Source organism: Olivibacter jilunii, from assembly GCF_900607235.1.
In the GTDB taxonomy this organism is placed as follows: Bacteria; Bacteroidota; Bacteroidia; order Sphingobacteriales; family Sphingobacteriaceae; genus Olivibacter; species Olivibacter oleidegradans.
Window position 1 is genome coordinate 191837 of record NZ_LR027848.1, and the last position, 16493, is coordinate 208329.

12 protein-coding genes and 1 pseudogene are annotated in these 16493 nt (G+C 43.5%); 4 read left to right on the forward strand and 9 right to left on the reverse strand.

What is annotated here, in order from left to right:
* Positions 1-224 precede the first annotated feature (224 nt).
* The 4 genes from E0E36_RS00825 to E0E36_RS00840 form a co-directional block, all read right to left on the reverse strand.
* Positions 225-1220: a hypothetical protein gene (locus E0E36_RS00825; protein WP_130854419.1), complete on the reverse strand. Its 996-nt coding sequence runs from the start codon at positions 1218-1220 to the stop codon at positions 225-227.
* A gap of 160 nt (positions 1221-1380) precedes the next feature.
* Entirely contained in the window at positions 1381-2940 is a 1560-nt protein-coding gene (odhB, locus tag E0E36_RS00830) for a 2-oxoglutarate dehydrogenase complex dihydrolipoyllysine-residue succinyltransferase (RefSeq protein ID WP_130854420.1), read from the reverse strand.
* A gap of 11 nt (positions 2941-2951) precedes the next feature.
* Positions 2952-5765 carry a 2-oxoglutarate dehydrogenase E1 component gene (locus E0E36_RS00835; protein ID WP_013664970.1) on the reverse strand — a complete coding sequence of 938 codons (2814 nt, stop codon included), beginning with the start codon at positions 5763-5765 and terminating at the stop codon, positions 2952-2954.
* A 153-nt stretch (positions 5766-5918) separates the two neighbouring features.
* Entirely contained in the window at positions 5919-7223 is a 1305-nt protein-coding gene (locus tag E0E36_RS00840) for a DASH family cryptochrome (protein WP_130854421.1), read from the reverse strand.
* Positions 7224-7438: 215 nt separating this feature from the next.
* On the opposite strand from E0E36_RS00840, the gene E0E36_RS00845 reads away from it, so the two are divergent.
* The 4 genes and pseudogenes from E0E36_RS00845 to E0E36_RS28265 all read left to right on the forward strand — a co-directional run bounded on the left by E0E36_RS00845 (position 7439) and on the right by E0E36_RS28265 (position 10552).
* Positions 7439-8305 carry a Rossmann-fold NAD(P)-binding domain-containing protein gene (locus E0E36_RS00845; protein WP_130854422.1) on the forward strand — a complete coding sequence of 289 codons (867 nt, stop codon included), beginning with the start codon at positions 7439-7441 and terminating at the stop codon, positions 8303-8305.
* A 17-nt stretch (positions 8306-8322) separates the two neighbouring features.
* Positions 8323-9246, forward strand: a complete 924-nt coding sequence (locus tag E0E36_RS00850; RefSeq protein WP_013664967.1) for a TIGR01777 family oxidoreductase — start codon at positions 8323-8325, stop codon at positions 9244-9246.
* Positions 9239-9721: pseudogene (locus tag E0E36_RS28260) on the forward strand (deoxyribodipyrimidine photo-lyase); the annotation flags it as partial. The gene E0E36_RS00850 and the pseudogene E0E36_RS28260, both read left to right, overlap by 8 nt.
* A 207-nt stretch (positions 9722-9928) precedes the next feature.
* Positions 9929-10552, forward strand: coding sequence for a cryptochrome/photolyase family protein (locus tag E0E36_RS28265; RefSeq protein ID WP_341273580.1), 624 nt, complete (start codon positions 9929-9931; stop codon positions 10550-10552).
* On the opposite strand, the gene E0E36_RS00860 is transcribed toward E0E36_RS28265, so the two are convergent.
* The 5 genes from E0E36_RS00860 to E0E36_RS00880 form a co-directional block, all read right to left on the reverse strand.
* Entirely contained in the window at positions 10549-11457 is a 909-nt protein-coding gene (locus E0E36_RS00860) for an FKBP-type peptidyl-prolyl cis-trans isomerase (RefSeq protein ID WP_165446893.1), read from the reverse strand. The genes E0E36_RS28265 and E0E36_RS00860 overlap by 4 nt on opposite strands.
* Positions 11458-11538: 81 nt before the next feature.
* The gene (locus tag E0E36_RS00865; RefSeq protein WP_130854424.1) at positions 11539-12102 is read right to left on the reverse strand and encodes an FKBP-type peptidyl-prolyl cis-trans isomerase; all 564 of its coding nucleotides are present in this window, start codon (positions 12100-12102) and stop codon (positions 11539-11541) included.
* Between the two features lie 217 nt (positions 12103-12319).
* Positions 12320-13891, reverse strand: a complete 1572-nt coding sequence (locus E0E36_RS00870) for a DHA2 family efflux MFS transporter permease subunit (RefSeq protein ID WP_130854425.1) — start codon at positions 13889-13891, stop codon at positions 12320-12322.
* Positions 13892-13987: 96 nt separating this feature from the next.
* The gene (locus E0E36_RS00875; protein WP_130854426.1) at positions 13988-15100 is read right to left on the reverse strand and encodes an HlyD family secretion protein; all 1113 of its coding nucleotides are present in this window, start codon (positions 15098-15100) and stop codon (positions 13988-13990) included.
* A gap of 35 nt (positions 15101-15135) precedes the next feature.
* Positions 15136-16485: a TolC family protein gene (locus tag E0E36_RS00880; RefSeq protein ID WP_130854427.1), complete on the reverse strand. Its 1350-nt coding sequence runs from the start codon at positions 16483-16485 to the stop codon at positions 15136-15138.
* Positions 16486-16493: the final 8 nt, after the last annotated feature.

The following is a 16493-nucleotide window of genomic DNA, read 5'->3' on the forward strand; positions in this document are numbered from 1 at the left end:
GGGGCAAGGTATAAGGAGTAAGGTATGGGGGTAAGGTAAATCCCCCCTGCTCATTGCTCTATTAAGTTATTTGGCAACTCAAGCCTGACTAGTTATAAGTTCTACGTTATAGGTTGTAAGTAAGGGTCAGTGCTACTCGTAACCATCATCACATTGGCTGATCCTATATCTTACGTCTACGATCAACCATTTCCCTACTCAACTATTTCCCTACAACTACTTCACTAATTAAACTTCAACGCTTTTCCGAAATTATACCGAAGCTGGATCATTTGTTGGTTGCTGATCTCGCCTGGTGTAAAGTGCAAACTGAACATAAAGAAACCTTCCACATTTCCTTTTCTAAACGGTCGCCAGCCAAGATCCAATCGATCGTAGCTATCTTTCGTGTAAAACCGGTCTCCGAATAGGATATCGTGTGCCTGCCCTTTATAAAAGGTATTATGTATAAACCAGGATCGGTAGGCGGCATGCAGGTCAGCAATGAATCCTTTTGGCGTACGGGTGTCATACTCTCCCCTTATACGATCCAATGATCCTAAACCACCGGCCGCAATCGTCAGTGAATCCAGCACCCATTGATCGCTCAAGTCGGCCCCGATCTGCAAAAGAGCAACCATATTATCCCGCACGGGGAACTCGCCATTAGACGTATTGGCCGTATGCAGCATACTTAAATAATGTGAAAAGAAAAACAGGCCAGTTTGCGCTCTTCCGGACAAACCAACCATAAACTGTTCCCTTTTTTCAGCTGTTTGCCTACTGGTCCAATCAACCCATATCTGCTGATGGAAACTTCCCTTTCGATAACGGAAAAAGAGCCCTTCTATATTAGGCCGGTAATACATTAAGGTATCGTTCAATACGGCACGAGGATAGTCGCCCAATAGTTCGGAGCGCGGAAATGCACCAATATAAAAGGACAAGCCCCTGTTTTCGTAGTTATAGTAAAGGATTGGATTTACTTTTTCGCCAAAAGGTTCCGCACCAAACTCCTGTAAAAAATTGACCCCAAAGCGGATACGATGCGTACTATCAAGCCGAAGCCCCACTTCGGGAGCAAAACGCATGCCCAGTATCGACTGTGAATGGAGCTTCGCATTTAAATACTCTCGGTTATCAGCAAAGCCGAAAGCCTTCACCTGCCATTCAAACTCCTGTTGTCCTCTCGAAACAAAAAATGAAAGGCAATATAAAGTAACCAGTACTAATTTTTTCATATTCTATAATGACACCCTTGGCAAGTTTCTATAGTTTGCCCGGGTAAACAAGCTGCGCCAATAATTCAACGAAAGGTTCTTGATGATCATTTAATATAGACATTCTCAAAAAAAAGCGGTTGAATAAATTCCAACCGCTTTTTAAAAGATAAGCTTTTTATTAAATGCCCAATAATAAACGAGCAGGGTCTTCCAACAATTCCTTCACCCGAACCAAGAAACTAACAGATTCCCGTCCGTCAACGATGCGGTGGTCATAAGACAGGGCGACATACATCATTGGGCGAATCACGACCTCACCATTAATGGCTACCGGACGTTCCACGATGTTATGCATTCCTAGGATGGCTGATTGAGGGGCATTGATAATCGGTGTAGACATCATGGATCCGAACACACCACCGTTGGTGATGGTAAAGGTACCACCGGTCATTTCATCAATAGTCAATTTGTTATCCCGCGCTTTCAAGGCCAAATCGCGAACTGCTTTTTCGATTTCGTCTAGGGTCATGGACTCTGCATTACGGATTACCGGTACCACTAAACCTTTCGGTGCAGAAACCGCGATAGAGATGTCCGCGAAATTGCTATATACAATCTCGTTATCCTCGATCCGTGCATTTACTGCAGGCCACTCCGCCAAGGCCGTCGTTACGGCTTTCGTGAAGAATGACATAAAGCCGAGGCCCACACCATATTTATCTTTGAATTTATCCTTATACTTTGCACGCAGATCCATGATCGGCTTCATGTCCACTTCGTTGAAAGTAGTCAGCATCGCCGTTTCATTTTTAACAGAAACTAAACGCTTGGCTATCGTCTTACGGAGTGAAGACATTTTCTCCCTACGTTCATCTCTCGAACCGGCAGCAGCTTTAGGTGCTGTTGTCGATGGTTCAGCCTTAGGAGCCGACGCTGTCGCTGCCGGTTTTGGCTCAACGGCCTTTTTCTCCGCTTTTAAGGCATCTTCTTTTGTAATACGTCCGTCCTTCCCGGTTCCTTTAATGGTACTTGGGTCAATTCCTTTTTCCTTTAAAATCTTAGCAGCAGCGGGTGAAGGTGTTCCGGCAGCATAGTTTTGTTCCTTTTCTTCTTCCTCTTCTTTTGCTGTAGCCGGAGCTGACGCGCTGCTTGGGGCCGCAGCTGCAGCGCCCTTACCAGACGGAATAATCTTACATACTACTGCACCTATAGCAAGGGTATCACCCTCTTGTGCAACAATCTGTAAAGTCCCTGCTACCTCAGCAGGCAGTTCGAAAGTTGCTTTATCAGATTCCAGTTCCGCCAAATCTTCATCCATCTCTACGTAATCACCGTCCTTTTTCAGCCATTGCGACAAGGTCACTTCGGTGATCGACTCGCCCACAGTCGGCACTTTAATTTCAACAGGAGCTCCGGTTGAACCATTATCTTGAGTGGCCGGTTTTGCCTCCGGTGTAGCCGTTGGTGTAGTATTATTTTGTGTTGTGCTTGCGCCTTTACCATCTGCCTCTTCAATGGTGCAGACAACCGCACCAATCTCCAAGGTATCCCCTTCTTTAGCAATAATACGGAGTATCCCAGCCTTTTCAGCCGGTAATTCAAAGGTGGCTTTATCGGATTCTAATTCAGCCAAATTTTCATCCATTTCTACATAGTCGCCATCTTTTTTCAGCCATTGAGATAAGGTAACTTCCGTTATCGACTCGCCTACGGCTGGAACTTTTATTTCTATTGCCATAATCTTTTATGTTAGTCTACTTTTGCTGCTTCTTTAGTTGTCTTTTTTACTTGTTTTTTTGCTTCTGTTCCTGCGCTGTCGTCGGCGAAGGCGCGACTGATCAACGACAGTTGTTGTGCATTGTGTTGTTTCGAATAACCGGTAGCCGTACTGCTGCTCTCTTTACGCGAGATTACGTCCAGCTCCACGCTTGTTTTGCGATATTTACGGCAAATGTGTGGCCAAGCGCCCATGTTTTCCGGTTCTTCTTGCACCCAGTAGAACTTGGTTGCATTCTTATATTTCTGGCGGATAGCGCGTATTTTATCAGTAGGTGTCGGATAAAGCTGCTCCACTCGTATGATAGCAACATCCTTCCGTTTATCATCTTGCTGTTTTTGCAGCAAATCGAAATAAACCTTCCCTGTGCAGAAAAGCACACGTTTTACATCGGCTGTTTTTACGTAACTATCATCGATAATCTCCTGAAATTGACCTTCAGTAAAATCTTTCAGCTTACTCACCACCTTCGGATGTCTCAACAGACTCTTTGGTGTAAATACGATTAATGGTTTTCTGAAATCACGATGCAATTGACGTCTAAGTAAGTGGAAAAAGTTTGCGGGCGTTGTGCAATTGGCTACTTGAATGTTATTTTCAGCGCAAGCTTCCAAGAAACGTTCGATACGTCCTGAAGAGTGTTCAGGGCCTTGTCCTTCATAACCATGAGGCAATAACATCACCAATCCGTTAGAACGCTTCCATTTTGTTTCAGCACTTACTAAGTATTGGTCAACGATGATCTGCGCTCCATTGAAAAAGTCGCCAAATTGAGCTTCCCAAATAGTGAGGCATTGGGGGTTTGCCAAAGCATAACCATACTCAAAGCCTAGCACACCATATTCAGAAAGTAAGGAGTTATAAATATCGAACTTAACATCGCCCTTGTTAATCGCTTTTAAAGGAATATACTCCTCTTCCGAATCTTCCAGCGTAATCACTGCATGACGGTGCGAGAAAGTACCGCGTTCAACATCCTGTCCGGAAATACGAACTCGAGATCCCTCTGCTAATAACGTTCCATAGGCCATTAGCTCTCCCATCGCCCAGTCGTACGAATCTTCTTCAATCATATTATAACGTGCTTCGAACAACTTTGCAGTTTTGCTGAAGAATTTTTTATCCTTTGGAAGCAGCGTAATTAATTTGGCGATTTCGATGAATTTCTTTTTATCAACCGCTGTATTGGCCGGCTTAAAGATATCTTCATACTTAGCAGGCTTTAATCCTTTCCAAGCGCCGGAAAACATTGGGTTGGACTCGCTCAGGTTTTCTGCCTCTTTCGATTCATCCAAGCGTTGTTGTAATAAGGCTTTGAAATCTTTCTCCATCTCCTTCGCCAAGTTAGCATCCACGCTGCCTTGTTCCATTAGCTTTTTATTATAGATTTCGCGGGGATTTGGATGTGAAGCAATCGCCTTATATAATTTCGGTTGGGTAAATTTAGGCTCATCTGCCTCATTATGTCCATAACGGCGGTAACATAACACGTCGATATAAACATCCGTATGGTAACGCTGGCGATATTCCACCGCCATATTGATTGCAAATATTAAGGCTTCCACATCATCACCGTTTACATGGAAGACAGGGGAAAGGGTCACCTTTGCTAAATCTGTACAATAAGTAGATGAGCGCGCATCTTTAAAATTGGTGGTAAAGCCGATTTGGTTATTGATGACCAGGTGAATGGTTCCTCCGGTAGAGTATCCATCTAATTTTGACATTTGCGCCACTTCGTATACAATACCTTGACCTGCAATTGCAGCATCACCATGAATTAAAATAGGGGCAATTTTCAATTTATCCCCATCGTATTTCATATCGATTTTAGAACGCACCAAGCCTTCTACCACTGGATTGACAGTTTCCAAATGGGAAGGATTTGGACATAAACTTAAATGGACGTCCTTGCCGGTATTTGTTTTGATATCCGTTGAGAAACCCAGGTGATATTTTACATCTCCTCCGAAATCGGGTTCATCACCCTGTGCAGCATAGGTTTTTCCTTCAAACTCAGAGAAAATATCTTTGTAGGTTTTTCCCATGATATTGGCCAGTACATTGAGTCGACCGCGGTGCGCCATACCAATCACGAATTCCTGAATACCAAGATCAGCACCTTTCTCAATGATAGAATCCAGCGCCGGAATGACCGTTTCAGCTCCTTCCAGCGAAAACCGTTTCTGCCCCAAAAATTTGGTGCCTAAAAAGTTTTCAAAAACTACGGCTTCATTCAGTTTCTGAAGAATTCTTTTTTTCTTTTCAATAGGAAAATTTGGCTGGTTGCGTGTACTTTCCATATACTCTGTCAACCACTTCACTTTTTCAGGATGCCGAATATAGGTGAATTCAGCGCCGATCGATTGACAATAAGTTTCTTCGATAAGCTGACGAATGTCGCGTAATTTAGCCGGACCTAAGCCAACTTCTACTCCGGCATTAAAAACGGTGTCCATATCCGCTTCCGATAAGCCGAAGGTTTCCAGCTCCTTTCCCGGATAATACGGTCTCCGTTCACGAACGGGGTTAGTTTTTGTAAACAAGTGTCCACGGTCACGGTAACCGTGAATCATATTTAATACCCTTATTTCTTTCAGAGAATGCTCAGAAACGTCGCCGCCTTCCACCGGTTGCCCATGGCCTCCCGCCTGCTCTCCGAATTCAAATCCTTCAAAAAATTTCTGCCATCCAAAATCGACCGAATCGGGGTCTTCCTTATACGCTTTGTAGAGCGATTCTACGTAACTTGAGTCTGCGTTACTAAGATATGAAAGTCTGTCCATTTACTTTATAATACGATGTGCTGACAAAGTTATAAAATATCTGACGGAATGCACATTAAATCAAATTTAATTATAACGTCAGCACAAAAATTTGCTTGATAGTTACCGCACGGTGACGCACATTTTTTCTCAACAAGTTAAGCATGGAAATGTTTAGCTCGAATAAGACAATTGGGGGGTCCCCCAGCGTTTGACATATTCGCCTTGGGCGTCTAGTAAATTTTGCAACTTCTTGATATCGCGAATACCATTATCCTTGGTACTGCTGCCAACACCGGCAATATGTGCCCAATTGCCATAATTGGAGGCAGGGTTGTAATCAACCAGTTTGTCTTCAAAATAGGCAGCACCTAGCAGGTGGCTGATATTTAAGTTGCTTACGAGGTAATGTGCTACCAGCATCCGGGCAGTATGGGATATAAAACCTATTGTATTCAGCTGGTGCATGGCGGCATCGACGAAGGGATCGCCCGTCTCTCCTCGCTTCCACCGGTCGAATAAAGCGTCCCCCACCAGTTCATAAGCGGGTATTTCATTAGAGAAACCTTGCTGTAAAAAGAACTTGTTACCATGCTTTTTAAACATGAAGCGAAAGTAATCGCGCCACAACAAGCCGGTAATAATAGCTGCTGCTTGTTTTTTCGGCAGGCTTTTATCCTCATATTTTTTCACCGCATGATACACGGTATGCACCGACAAACATCCCATTGCTATCCAAGGCGACAAGACGGTTCCTTCTTCAGAACCAAAAGAGCCTGTCAATGATGCCGTATCAGCACCTGCCAATAAAGTCTCCAGACGCCTCAATCCCTCAGTTTCTCCGCCTTTAAAAGGCGATTGATCTGCTATTCCGATTAGATCAGCCGAAAAGCCGAGCGATGCCAAGGAAGGAATCTCGCTCGCTTCCAAATTATCGGGAACCTCAATTTTCACCGGCGTTTCTACCGAAGGTCGGATAGTTGTTTCCCGTTCTATTTTCTTTCTGAAGGTTGCAAAAGCATCGGGAATATCTTTAATTGGAAAGGGTAAATCTTCTTTATGATATAACGTGTGTCCTATAAAATGGCGTAGATTAAGTCGCTTCTTCCACAACGCTTCCTCTACAAGTGTCGAGATATGCGTTTCTTCCTTGGCAACCTCGCGATGGTGATATACTTCCTTTACCTGATATCGCTCTGCCAATGTTGGCAATATTTCCTCAGGATAACCGGAAACGACTAATAAGTCGGCACCCAATGAACGCAGGGAAAGTCGGAGGTCCTGTACACTTTCCAAGATAAATTTTGCACGAATAACACCGGTTTTATGCATTCCATTTTTTAAAGGAGTAAATTGACGGGGGTCAAAAACATATACCGGCACCACCCTGTCTGCCTTAGCAAGCGCCTGCCATAATATTTCATTATCACGCACGCGTAAGTCATTTCTAAACCAAACAAGGATTGTATCTTTATTCATTCTTAATATAGGAAACTTTTAATCTCAAATATACTGGTTTTTAAATTCATAAAACAAAAATAGCGGGATTCTCCGCAAGCTTTTACACCGCGTTAACAAACCTTGTTTAAACATGGTGTTTTTTAATGCTTTCCTTATGAAATACTTATTTCATTTTAAACTAAACAGAAAGAACGATATAATTGTAGTTATAAACGTGACATAGGCCTTGCGAAATGAATATACTAATTACCGGACTGAACAATTATTTGGGGAAGCGATTGGCGTGGCATCTTGCCGATGAAGGGTACCAAACATCTTGCTTGGTGCGGAATGAGAAGCATTTCTTGGAAACGACGGAAGAGCATCCGAATGTATCCGTTATACGTGGAGACCTAGTACGCGAACGTTATACACCGACGATTGCGGAACAGATAGATGTGGCCATTTACCTCAGTCAGGATTCTGCCGAATGGAGCGAGCAATACAAAAACCTCGAGCTTCTCTCGTTGATCAACTTTATTAAGCAAGCGAGAAAAAGCAATAGCCAACAACTTGTTTATATTACGCGTTTGCGTACACCTTTTATAAAAGAAGTGCAACAGATTTTGACGGATAGTTATATTTCTTATACCATTGTTAGGATCAGCAATATTATCGGAAAAGAGTCTATCTTGATGGAAATGATGAAAAAGGTGTCGTCGCGCTTCATTATCTTTGCCAATCAGCGTTTGGTAAAAATGCGTGCGCAGCCGATTGCTCTGCAGGATTTGTTAACTTATCTAAGCTTTATCGTGCTTAATCCTGCCGCCTTTAATCAAAGCTTCGACATTGGTGGGCCCGACGTTCTGAGTTATAAAGAGATGCTGAAGGCTTACATGAAGCAGATACATATCAATAGGCCGATTGTTTCAGTACCAAGCTTTAATAACCGTCTGTCCGCTTTTTTTATCAGTCTCACGACAGGTGTAAGCGTATCCACAGCGCGCGCCTTCGGCGAGAATATTACGCAAGATTTATTGTGCGAAAACAATCACATCCGTGATTTGTTTCCTCATGAATGCCTGACATTTGAACAAGCGCTCAAAGCGGCGCTTGCTTAAAGTTTAATACCGTACACATGAAGAGAATATTAATCACCGGGGCCTCGGGTATGGTCGGTGAGCACCTAACAGCAGCACTTACGAAAAAGGGGTACATCGTTCACGCCCTCGTACGCAAGCCACAACGGGATAGCGAACAGGTAAAATACTTTACCTGGAATGTGGAGGAGGGTATAATAGACAAGACTTGTATAGAAGAGGTGGATGCGATTGTTCATCTCGCCGGTGAAAATATTGGAAAAAGACCGTGGAGTAAAAATGTACGAACGAAGATCCTAAAAAGCCGCACCGATAGTATCGGACTTATTTATAAATTATTATCAACCGGTAATCACCAGGTAAAGCAGGTGGTATCGGCTTCCGGAACGGGCTATTACGGCAATAAACGGGACGAATTATTGAGTGAAGACCGTGTTCCCGCGGACGACTTCCTGGGTCAGACTTGTTTTGCCTGGGAGATGGCCGTAGCAAAAGGTCGGTCGCTCGGGCTTCGTACGGTTTCTTTGAGGTGTGGTGTGGTGTTCGCCAAAGAAGGCGGTGCCTTATCCAAAATAGCTGCACCTATTAAACTTGGACTTGGGGCTACTTTAGGAAGCGGAAAACAATATATTCCTTGGATCCATATCCAGGATGCCGTTAATATGTATATCTACGCTTTGGAGCACCCGGGATTACAGGGAGTCTACAACATGGTAGCTCCGGAACCTGTCACCAATAAACAATTAAATCAACAGATTGCAAAGATTTTAGGTAAACCGCTGTGGCTGCCGCCTGTCCCTGCTTTCGTCCTGAAATCCATTATGGGTAAAATGAGTGAGTTACTATTGGATAGTGCAAAAGTATCGCCCGACAAAATACTTAACGCTGGCTTTCGGTTTACCTATCCCACCATAGAAACTGCTTTAAAACATATTTTTGAAAGAGAAAAGAGGGATGAGTAGGAAAGAGCGCCCCTGTATATTCTGGTTCAGACGTGATCTACGCCTACAGGATAATCATGCGCTGTATGAGGCGTTGCGTAGCTGATACAAAGTCCAACCCGTATTCATTTTTGACACTGCGATATTGTCGAAGTTGGAAGATCACGATGATGCCCGAGTTTCATTTATCCATCGTGAGCTGAGAGCCATAAACAAACAGCTGGAACAACAAGGCTCCGGCATCGCCTTTTACCATGATGAACCAAATAAAGCTTGGGAAGAAATTGTAAAAAAATTCGATCCCATAGCGGTATATTTTAATCATGATTATGAACCTTATGCGCGAAAGCGAGATAAAGAAATAAGTGATTTTCTTAGGCAATACCATATTGCCGTTTATACCTTTAAAGATCAGGTCATTTTTGAAAAGGAAGAAGTCCTGAAGAGTAATGGCGAACCTTATACCGTATTTACCCCTTATAGAAATTGTTGGCTCGCTCAATTAGGTGAATCCCATCTTAAAAATTATCCAAGTGAGCGTCACTTAGCGGCACTCCGATCTCATTGGCAAACGATTCCCACACTAAAAGAGCTAGGATTTGTTGCTACCAAACAAACTTTTCCGAGTAAAAGCTATAAGACGGTTATAGGCGATTATCACCATACACGCGATATCCCTGCGGACGAAAAAGGCACAAGCCATTTGAGTGTACACCTCCGTTTTGGGACGGTCAGTATTCGTTCACTGATAAAGGATGCACGACAAGCGAGCGAAAAAACATGGCTAAATGAGCTGATCTGGCGCGAGTTCTATATGATGATTTTATGGCACTTTCCTGAAACAGTTAACAAGGCCTTTAAATCTGCTTACGACCGAATTCATTGGCGTAATAATGAAAGCGAATTTGACGCGTGGTGCCAAGGGAAAACCGGTTATCCGCTGGTAGATGCCGGTATGCGGCAATTGAATGAGACGGGCTTTATGCATAATCGAGTACGGATGGTGGTGGCTAGTTTTTTGTGTAAACATTTGCTGATCGACTGGCGATGGGGAGAAGCCTATTTTGCGCGAAAATTACAGGATTATGAACAAAGCAGTAATGTAGGAAACTGGCAGTGGGCTGCCGGATCAGGCAACGATGCGGCTCCTTATTTTAGGGTATTTAATCCGGAGATACAATTAAAAAAATTTGACCCCAAGCTCGTTTATGCAAAACGCTGGATTCCCGAATTGGATGACCCCTTTCGCTATCCTAGCCCCATTATAGAACATAAAAAAGCCCGCGAGCGGGCTTTGGAGGTGTATAAAAGTGCTTTGAAGGATTAGTCATCGTTCTCTGTCTTCCGCACAGAAATTTCGAAGTCCAACGCCGAAAATGGTGCTATCGAAGACGATCCGGAATATCCGTACGCTTGCGTTGAAGGTGTAAGAAAACGGACCGTTCCTCCCTGATTTATTTTGGGAAGAACTTCCTTCCAAGCATTAACTGTATTAGATATTAAGACTGTCGCAGAGTCTGCACTTTGAAATTCGGTACCGTTCATTAAATGCAATTTATATGAGCAAGTAATTGTCGAATCAACCGTAATTGGATTACCGTCACCCTGCTCAGTAATTTGATAATATATTCCAGTCTCGGTTTTTGTAAAATCGGCAGTATCTAGTCCTGCAGCCTGCATTCTCTTTCGTATGGACAAGTCCTCATAAGCCGGCATACTCGCACTATCAATGACCCGAATCACATAATCCATCGAAGCATTGGAAGGTATCCCCAAATCGGTGTTTCCATTTCGACCGTAAGGCAATAAGCGTGACGGGATAAGCACCCGGATTTGACCATCCGTCTTCTTCAACATGCTTCGGATAGCCATTTTTAAGCCTTCTTCTCGTTCAATTTGCTGCTGATAGGCAGGGCTCGTGGAAATCGCGGTGCCCTGCGGAGCGGCCCCCAAGAAATAGCCCAAATAATCAAAATAACGACTGGCGGAAGCAAAGGTATCGGTTACGCTATAAACACCATCCAATGAGCGCACGGTATAGACCAAGGCGTACCGACCGGTATAGTCGATATCATTCCCCTTTCCCTCTTCCAATATTTGATAATACATACCGCTATTGCCAAGCGGTTGAACCGTTAAGTTGTTAGCCCGTATATAGGAATCAATACTGACCGCATCAAGTTCTTCGATGCTTTGGTACTCCTGTTTCTTACAGGCTGCGAAAAGGCTCATGCCCAATAAACTTAATAAGGATATTCTTTTGATAGAAAGGTTCATTTATACTTTATCTCTTGTCTCTAAATTATGTGAAAATCAATTCTTACGCATTGTTTTGGGTTTGTCGGCATCGGTGATATCCAAGACTTCCAGTTCATAGTCAAGTGGCGAATTTTCCTTGACAATACCATAGGGACGGTCTTGATAGCCATATACGGAAGGTGTGATGATTCTTATTTTAGCACCGATACGTAAACCACCTTCCAATAATCCGCCAACACTTTTTGGATAAAAGGCAATTTTCCAAGCCAAAATCCGCCCGGTATCGGTTTCGGAAGTTAGCAACGGTTTATAAGGAATGGAATCCAAGCTTGTGTTTTCTTCAAAGACCGTGCTATCCAACATACGTGCTGTATATTTTACCCGGATCAGTTTATTTTTCAGCTGCTCTTTGTTTGTTGCCGAATCGATCGTCAGATAATCGACAGCCGTAGTCCCCGAATCGCTCAAGACATACCAAATACCGGTCTCCTGATGAAGCTTGGCCGAATCGGACAAGCCATGTGCCGTAATATAAGAAGCAATCATAGGCGCTTCTCGCTCCAACACCAGCTGTTGATCATAGACATAGACTTCCTCCTTATCGCATGAAACTGCCATAAGCCCCATTATAATAAAGAAAATGAGGGTGTAGAGTCTGCCCATAAAATTCAATACAATGCTATTTGCAAAGTTATTGAATTAATTGGTTAAATGCATGTATTAACATTTTTTAACATTGATGCAAGCAATAAGCTTTAAGCCATAGGCGAGCGCCATTCAACACTCGCCTTTTTGAACTTTTACTTTTTATTTTTGAATTTTTACTTTTTACTTTTTAATGCACATTCGACATATCCAGTTTAGCTTTCGCATTTTTCAGCATAAGGATAAAAGGCACACAGATTAAGAACATGATACCGATATATAAGAACACGTCCATGTAAGAAAGCACTGAAGCCTGGTTCATAAGCGACCCATCCATCGCTTTCAGCGCGGCAGCTTTAGCTTGGTTGGGTGCCATACCATGTTGCATAAAATTACTTACCATCCCTTGATATCGCTGTTGAAACAAGGGATTGTTCGGGTTGATATGCTCAATTAAATTATTACGATGTAGGGCGTTTTGCCGGGTCATAAAGGTAGTAATCAAAGCGATACCGAAGGAACCACCTAACTGCCGCATCATCCCGGTGAAGGCTGCTCCTTGACCGATCTGCGCCCCTTTTAAGGTGGAAAGTGATAGGGTACTTACCGGAATGAATAGCATACTCATGGCTAAACCGCGCAGCATCAGCATCCAAAAGAAATTGCCCTCCCCTGTATCCGGCGTTATAATACGAAAACCCCAAAAACAGAACATAAAGAAGAGAAACATTCCCATAGCGGCCAGGTATTTTTGTTTCACCCCCCGCTGCAGGACCTGTCCGATGATCGGCATCATAAAGGCCGTGACCAATGAAGACGGCACCATCAAAAGACCCGCCTGATAAGCCGTCCAACCGAGGCTGTTTTGTGTATAAAGCGGAATAATGAATGTTGATCCGTACAAACCAAACCCCATAATAAAGGAAAGGATCGTGCCCACCCGTAAATTGGCATCTTTCAGTACGCGCAACTCGACAATCGGGTTTTTGACCGTGAGTTCGCGCCAGATAAATAAATAAACACAAGCCGCGCAAAGAATGGTAAAGGCCAAAATCATACTGTTATTGAACCAATCTTCTTCTTGTCCGCGTTCCAATACAAACTGCAACGATCCGACGGCCCCGGCCAGAAATACAATCCCCCACCAGTCAATTTCCCGCGCCGACCGCTTCTCGCCGTATTTAGGACTTTTAACGAACTTAAGTGTCAGCATGGTTGCAATTACACCAATTGGAATATTGATATAAAAGATGTAAGGCCAGCTATAATTTTCAACGATATACCCACCGAGCGGAGGTCCCAGCGTAGGTCCGACGATGACTCCCAAACCATACAAAGCCTGAGCCATGCTTCTCTTTTCAATCGGGTACACTTCCGTGATAATGGTTTGAGAGGTTACCAACAGGGCACCACCCCCTACCCCTTGTAGAAACCGGAATAAAATCAATTCCCACATGGCGGTTGAATTACCACACAGAAAAGAACATATGGTGAAAAGAATAACCGAGGCGGCGAAATAATTGCGCCGACCGAATTGTTGAGAAAGGAAACTCGTTAGCGGCACTACGATGACGTTACCAATGGCATAAGCCGTAATGACCCAACCAATCTCGCTCAGCGTAGCGCCCATATTACCGCGCATCTCATTGAGCGCAACATTGATGATGGTGGTATCCACAATCTCCAAGAGCGCACATAAAATAGCTGTTATGGTAATAATTGCCCGCCGCCAACCATATTCAACTAAAGAATTTTGTTCCATATATTTTAAGATTTCAGCTTCCAGCCATCAGCAATCAGCTTTTTATTCAATACTTCCAATCTATAAATCCGAGAGCTGAAAGCTGATTTCCGATAGCTAATTAAGATGCACATCTACCAATACGTTCATTCCGGTACGGATTTTTTGAATCAATTCAGGACTTTGTCCCTCGTTAAAATCGATCCTCACCGGAATGCGCTGTACTACTTTCACAAAGTTACCGGAAGCGTTGTCGGGCGGTAACAAAGATTGAGCGGCACCGGTTGCCGGAGAGAAAGAAGCAACCACGCCTTCTAAGGTAGAGTCAGGATAAGCATCCACTTTAATAGACACTTTTTGTCCCGTTTTCATTTTAGTGAGTTGTGTCTCTTTAAAGTTTGCGATTACCCATTTTTCGGTAGTTGGAACAATGTTGAAAAGCGATTGCCCAGCTCCTAAAAATTGTCCCGGTTGCAAGTTCACTTTACCTACCTGACCGTCAATTGAAGCCGTAATCACGGTATAAGAAACATTTAACTTAGCTGCTTCCACTTCTGCTTCCCGTTGCTTAATGGTTGCCTCCGCTACCGATGCCTGCCCGGCACTAACGGATTTCTGCGTACCAACCGCAGCGGCTTGTCTTGCGGCCGATTGTTTCTGTGTTTGTAACACATCGAGCTGTCTTTGTGCCAACTGTTTGGTGGCTAAAGCCTCTTCATACTGTTGTTGCGTAATGCTATGATCCTTAATCAGATTCTCGTAACGCTTAAAATCATTTTCTGCCCGCCAAAGATTAACTTTTGCTGATTCAATCTGCGCTTCTACCGTGTTCACATTCACCTGAGAAGTACTGATATTGGCTTGGGCCACTTGAATACCCGCACCTGCTACATGGGCATTGCTCCGTGCGCTAGCCAATGAAGCCTCAGCCTGAGCTAAACTAACCTGATAATCCCGATCATCCAGGATCACCAAGGTATCTCCTTTATGCACCATTTGGTTATCGCTTACGCGGACCTCCTTGATATAACCGGATACGCGCGGAATAACCGGACTGATCGTCGACACGATTTGTGCATCATCTGTTTCTTCGTGTTTCTGAGCGTGTAAATATTTAATTACACCATATGTTCCTCCCACTAGGATGAGCAGAACGAAAACAATCGCAAAACCCTTATTTCCGGATTTTTTTTCCGGTTCTTTTGCCGTAGTTTGATTATTGGTTTCCATATTTTATTGCTAATACCTTTAAATCTCTTATTTGTTTATTCCCCTACGCTTACACCAGCGCTTTCATACAATTTATTATAAGCTACTACCGCATCGGCCTTTGCATATTCATAATCAATGCCTGCCTGTAAACGAGCCACATCGGCGTCCAACAAGTCGGTGGTAGTGGCTAGGCTGTTATCATATTTATTTTTAGTAATGCGATAATTCTCATTGGCTTGTTCCACGGCCTTTTCATATACTTGAATTTTTTTCAGGCTTTGCGTATAATCCTGATATGCTTTATGTATATCGATCCGTATCCCATCTTTCAATTGTTCCTGGTTCCATGCCAATTGTTCCTCCTGCGCTTTAGCCTGTTTAACTTTTGCTCCTGCTTTGTAAAGCGAAGCTAAATTATAACTCAAACCTACCCCGGCATTTAGGGCGTTGGTAACGGTTAGTGCGTGTGGAACATTGATACCGACATATCCCGCCGAAACCGCAAAAGACGGGTAGTACGATCCTTTTGCTACTTTCACATTCGCATGTGCAGCATCTTGTCGGCTCGAGAGCGCCTTGAAATCGGCGCGATTGTCCAAAGCCAGGCTTTCCCAGTCGGCCAGCGACTTGACTTGAGGTTTAACAGAAAGACCGGTGGTGTCTAAAACCAACCTGGTGCTTTCATCTAACCCCAGCATTAAATCAAAATTAAAATTTGTTATCTTCTCATTGTTCTCGGCATTCAGCAGCGCCAATTCTAAATTGCTTTCCTGAAGTTGAACTTTTAAGAGGTCATTTCTAGCCACCAGACCGTTCGCCTCCATATTAGCGAAATCTTTTACGCGCTGCTTTGAAGTATTCAGGTTTTCTGTCACCAGTTTTACCGCTGCTTGTGCTTTATATAAATTATAATACGCGGCAATGGTATTTTGTATCACCTCTTGCTTGTTCCGTTCGGCATCCAGTTCAGCTGCTTTTTCCAAATATTTAGCCGAAGCAATGCCATTAGTAATTTTACCACCGGCGAAAATCGGCAAGCTAGCGGTAGCCATCCCAAACATAGCTTGGCTAACATTCGGCATTTCGCTACCCGAACCTTCCCCTGATTCTTCCGATCCGGATCCCTGTAACTTAAAATCCACATTCGGTTTATTAACCCGCATGTATTGTCCGGAAATATCAATATCGGGCAGGCGGTTATCCTTCGCTTCTTGCAAAGAAGCTAAGGCCTGTTTAACCTTACTATCGCTCACTTTTAATTCTTTACTGTTTTCCAAGCTTAAATCAATCGCTTGTTGTAAAGTGAGCGTTCTTTGTTCCTGTGCTAACACCGTATTGCCTGCTATAACCAGCAAGCAACACCCTACTAAAAGTTTATTCACTTTATTTATTATATTATCCATTTTTGCTC

What these genes read in the sequence shown, in the direction of transcription:
- E0E36_RS00870 (WP_130854425.1), bottom strand. Translation starts at nt 13,891, where the DNA reads ATGGAACAAAATTCTTTAGTTGAATATGGTTGGCGGCGGGCAATTATT.
- E0E36_RS00880 (WP_130854427.1), bottom strand. Translation starts at nt 16,485, where the DNA reads ATGGATAATATAATAAATAAAGTGAATAAACTTTTAGTAGGGTGTTGC.
- E0E36_RS00875 (WP_130854426.1), bottom strand. Translation starts at nt 15,100, where the DNA reads ATGGAAACCAATAATCAAACTACGGCAAAAGAACCGGAAAAAAAATCC.
- odhB (WP_130854420.1), bottom strand. Translation starts at nt 2,940, where the DNA reads ATGGCAATAGAAATAAAAGTTCCAGCCGTAGGCGAGTCGATAACGGAA.
- E0E36_RS00840 (WP_130854421.1), bottom strand. Translation starts at nt 7,223, where the DNA reads ATGAATAAAGATACAATCCTTGTTTGGTTTAGAAATGACTTACGCGTG.
- E0E36_RS00850 (WP_013664967.1), top strand. Translation starts at nt 8,323, where the DNA reads ATGAAGAGAATATTAATCACCGGGGCCTCGGGTATGGTCGGTGAGCAC.
- E0E36_RS00825 (WP_130854419.1), bottom strand. Translation starts at nt 1,220, where the DNA reads ATGAAAAAATTAGTACTGGTTACTTTATATTGCCTTTCATTTTTTGTT.
- E0E36_RS00835 (WP_013664970.1), bottom strand. Translation starts at nt 5,765, where the DNA reads ATGGACAGACTTTCATATCTTAGTAACGCAGACTCAAGTTACGTAGAA.
- E0E36_RS00860 (WP_165446893.1), bottom strand. Translation starts at nt 11,457, where the DNA reads ATGAGCCTTTTCGCAGCCTGTAAGAAACAGGAGTACCAAAGCATCGAA.
- E0E36_RS00865 (WP_130854424.1), bottom strand. Translation starts at nt 12,102, where the DNA reads ATGGCAGTTTCATGCGATAAGGAGGAAGTCTATGTCTATGATCAACAG.
- E0E36_RS00845 (WP_130854422.1), top strand. Translation starts at nt 7,439, where the DNA reads ATGAATATACTAATTACCGGACTGAACAATTATTTGGGGAAGCGATTG.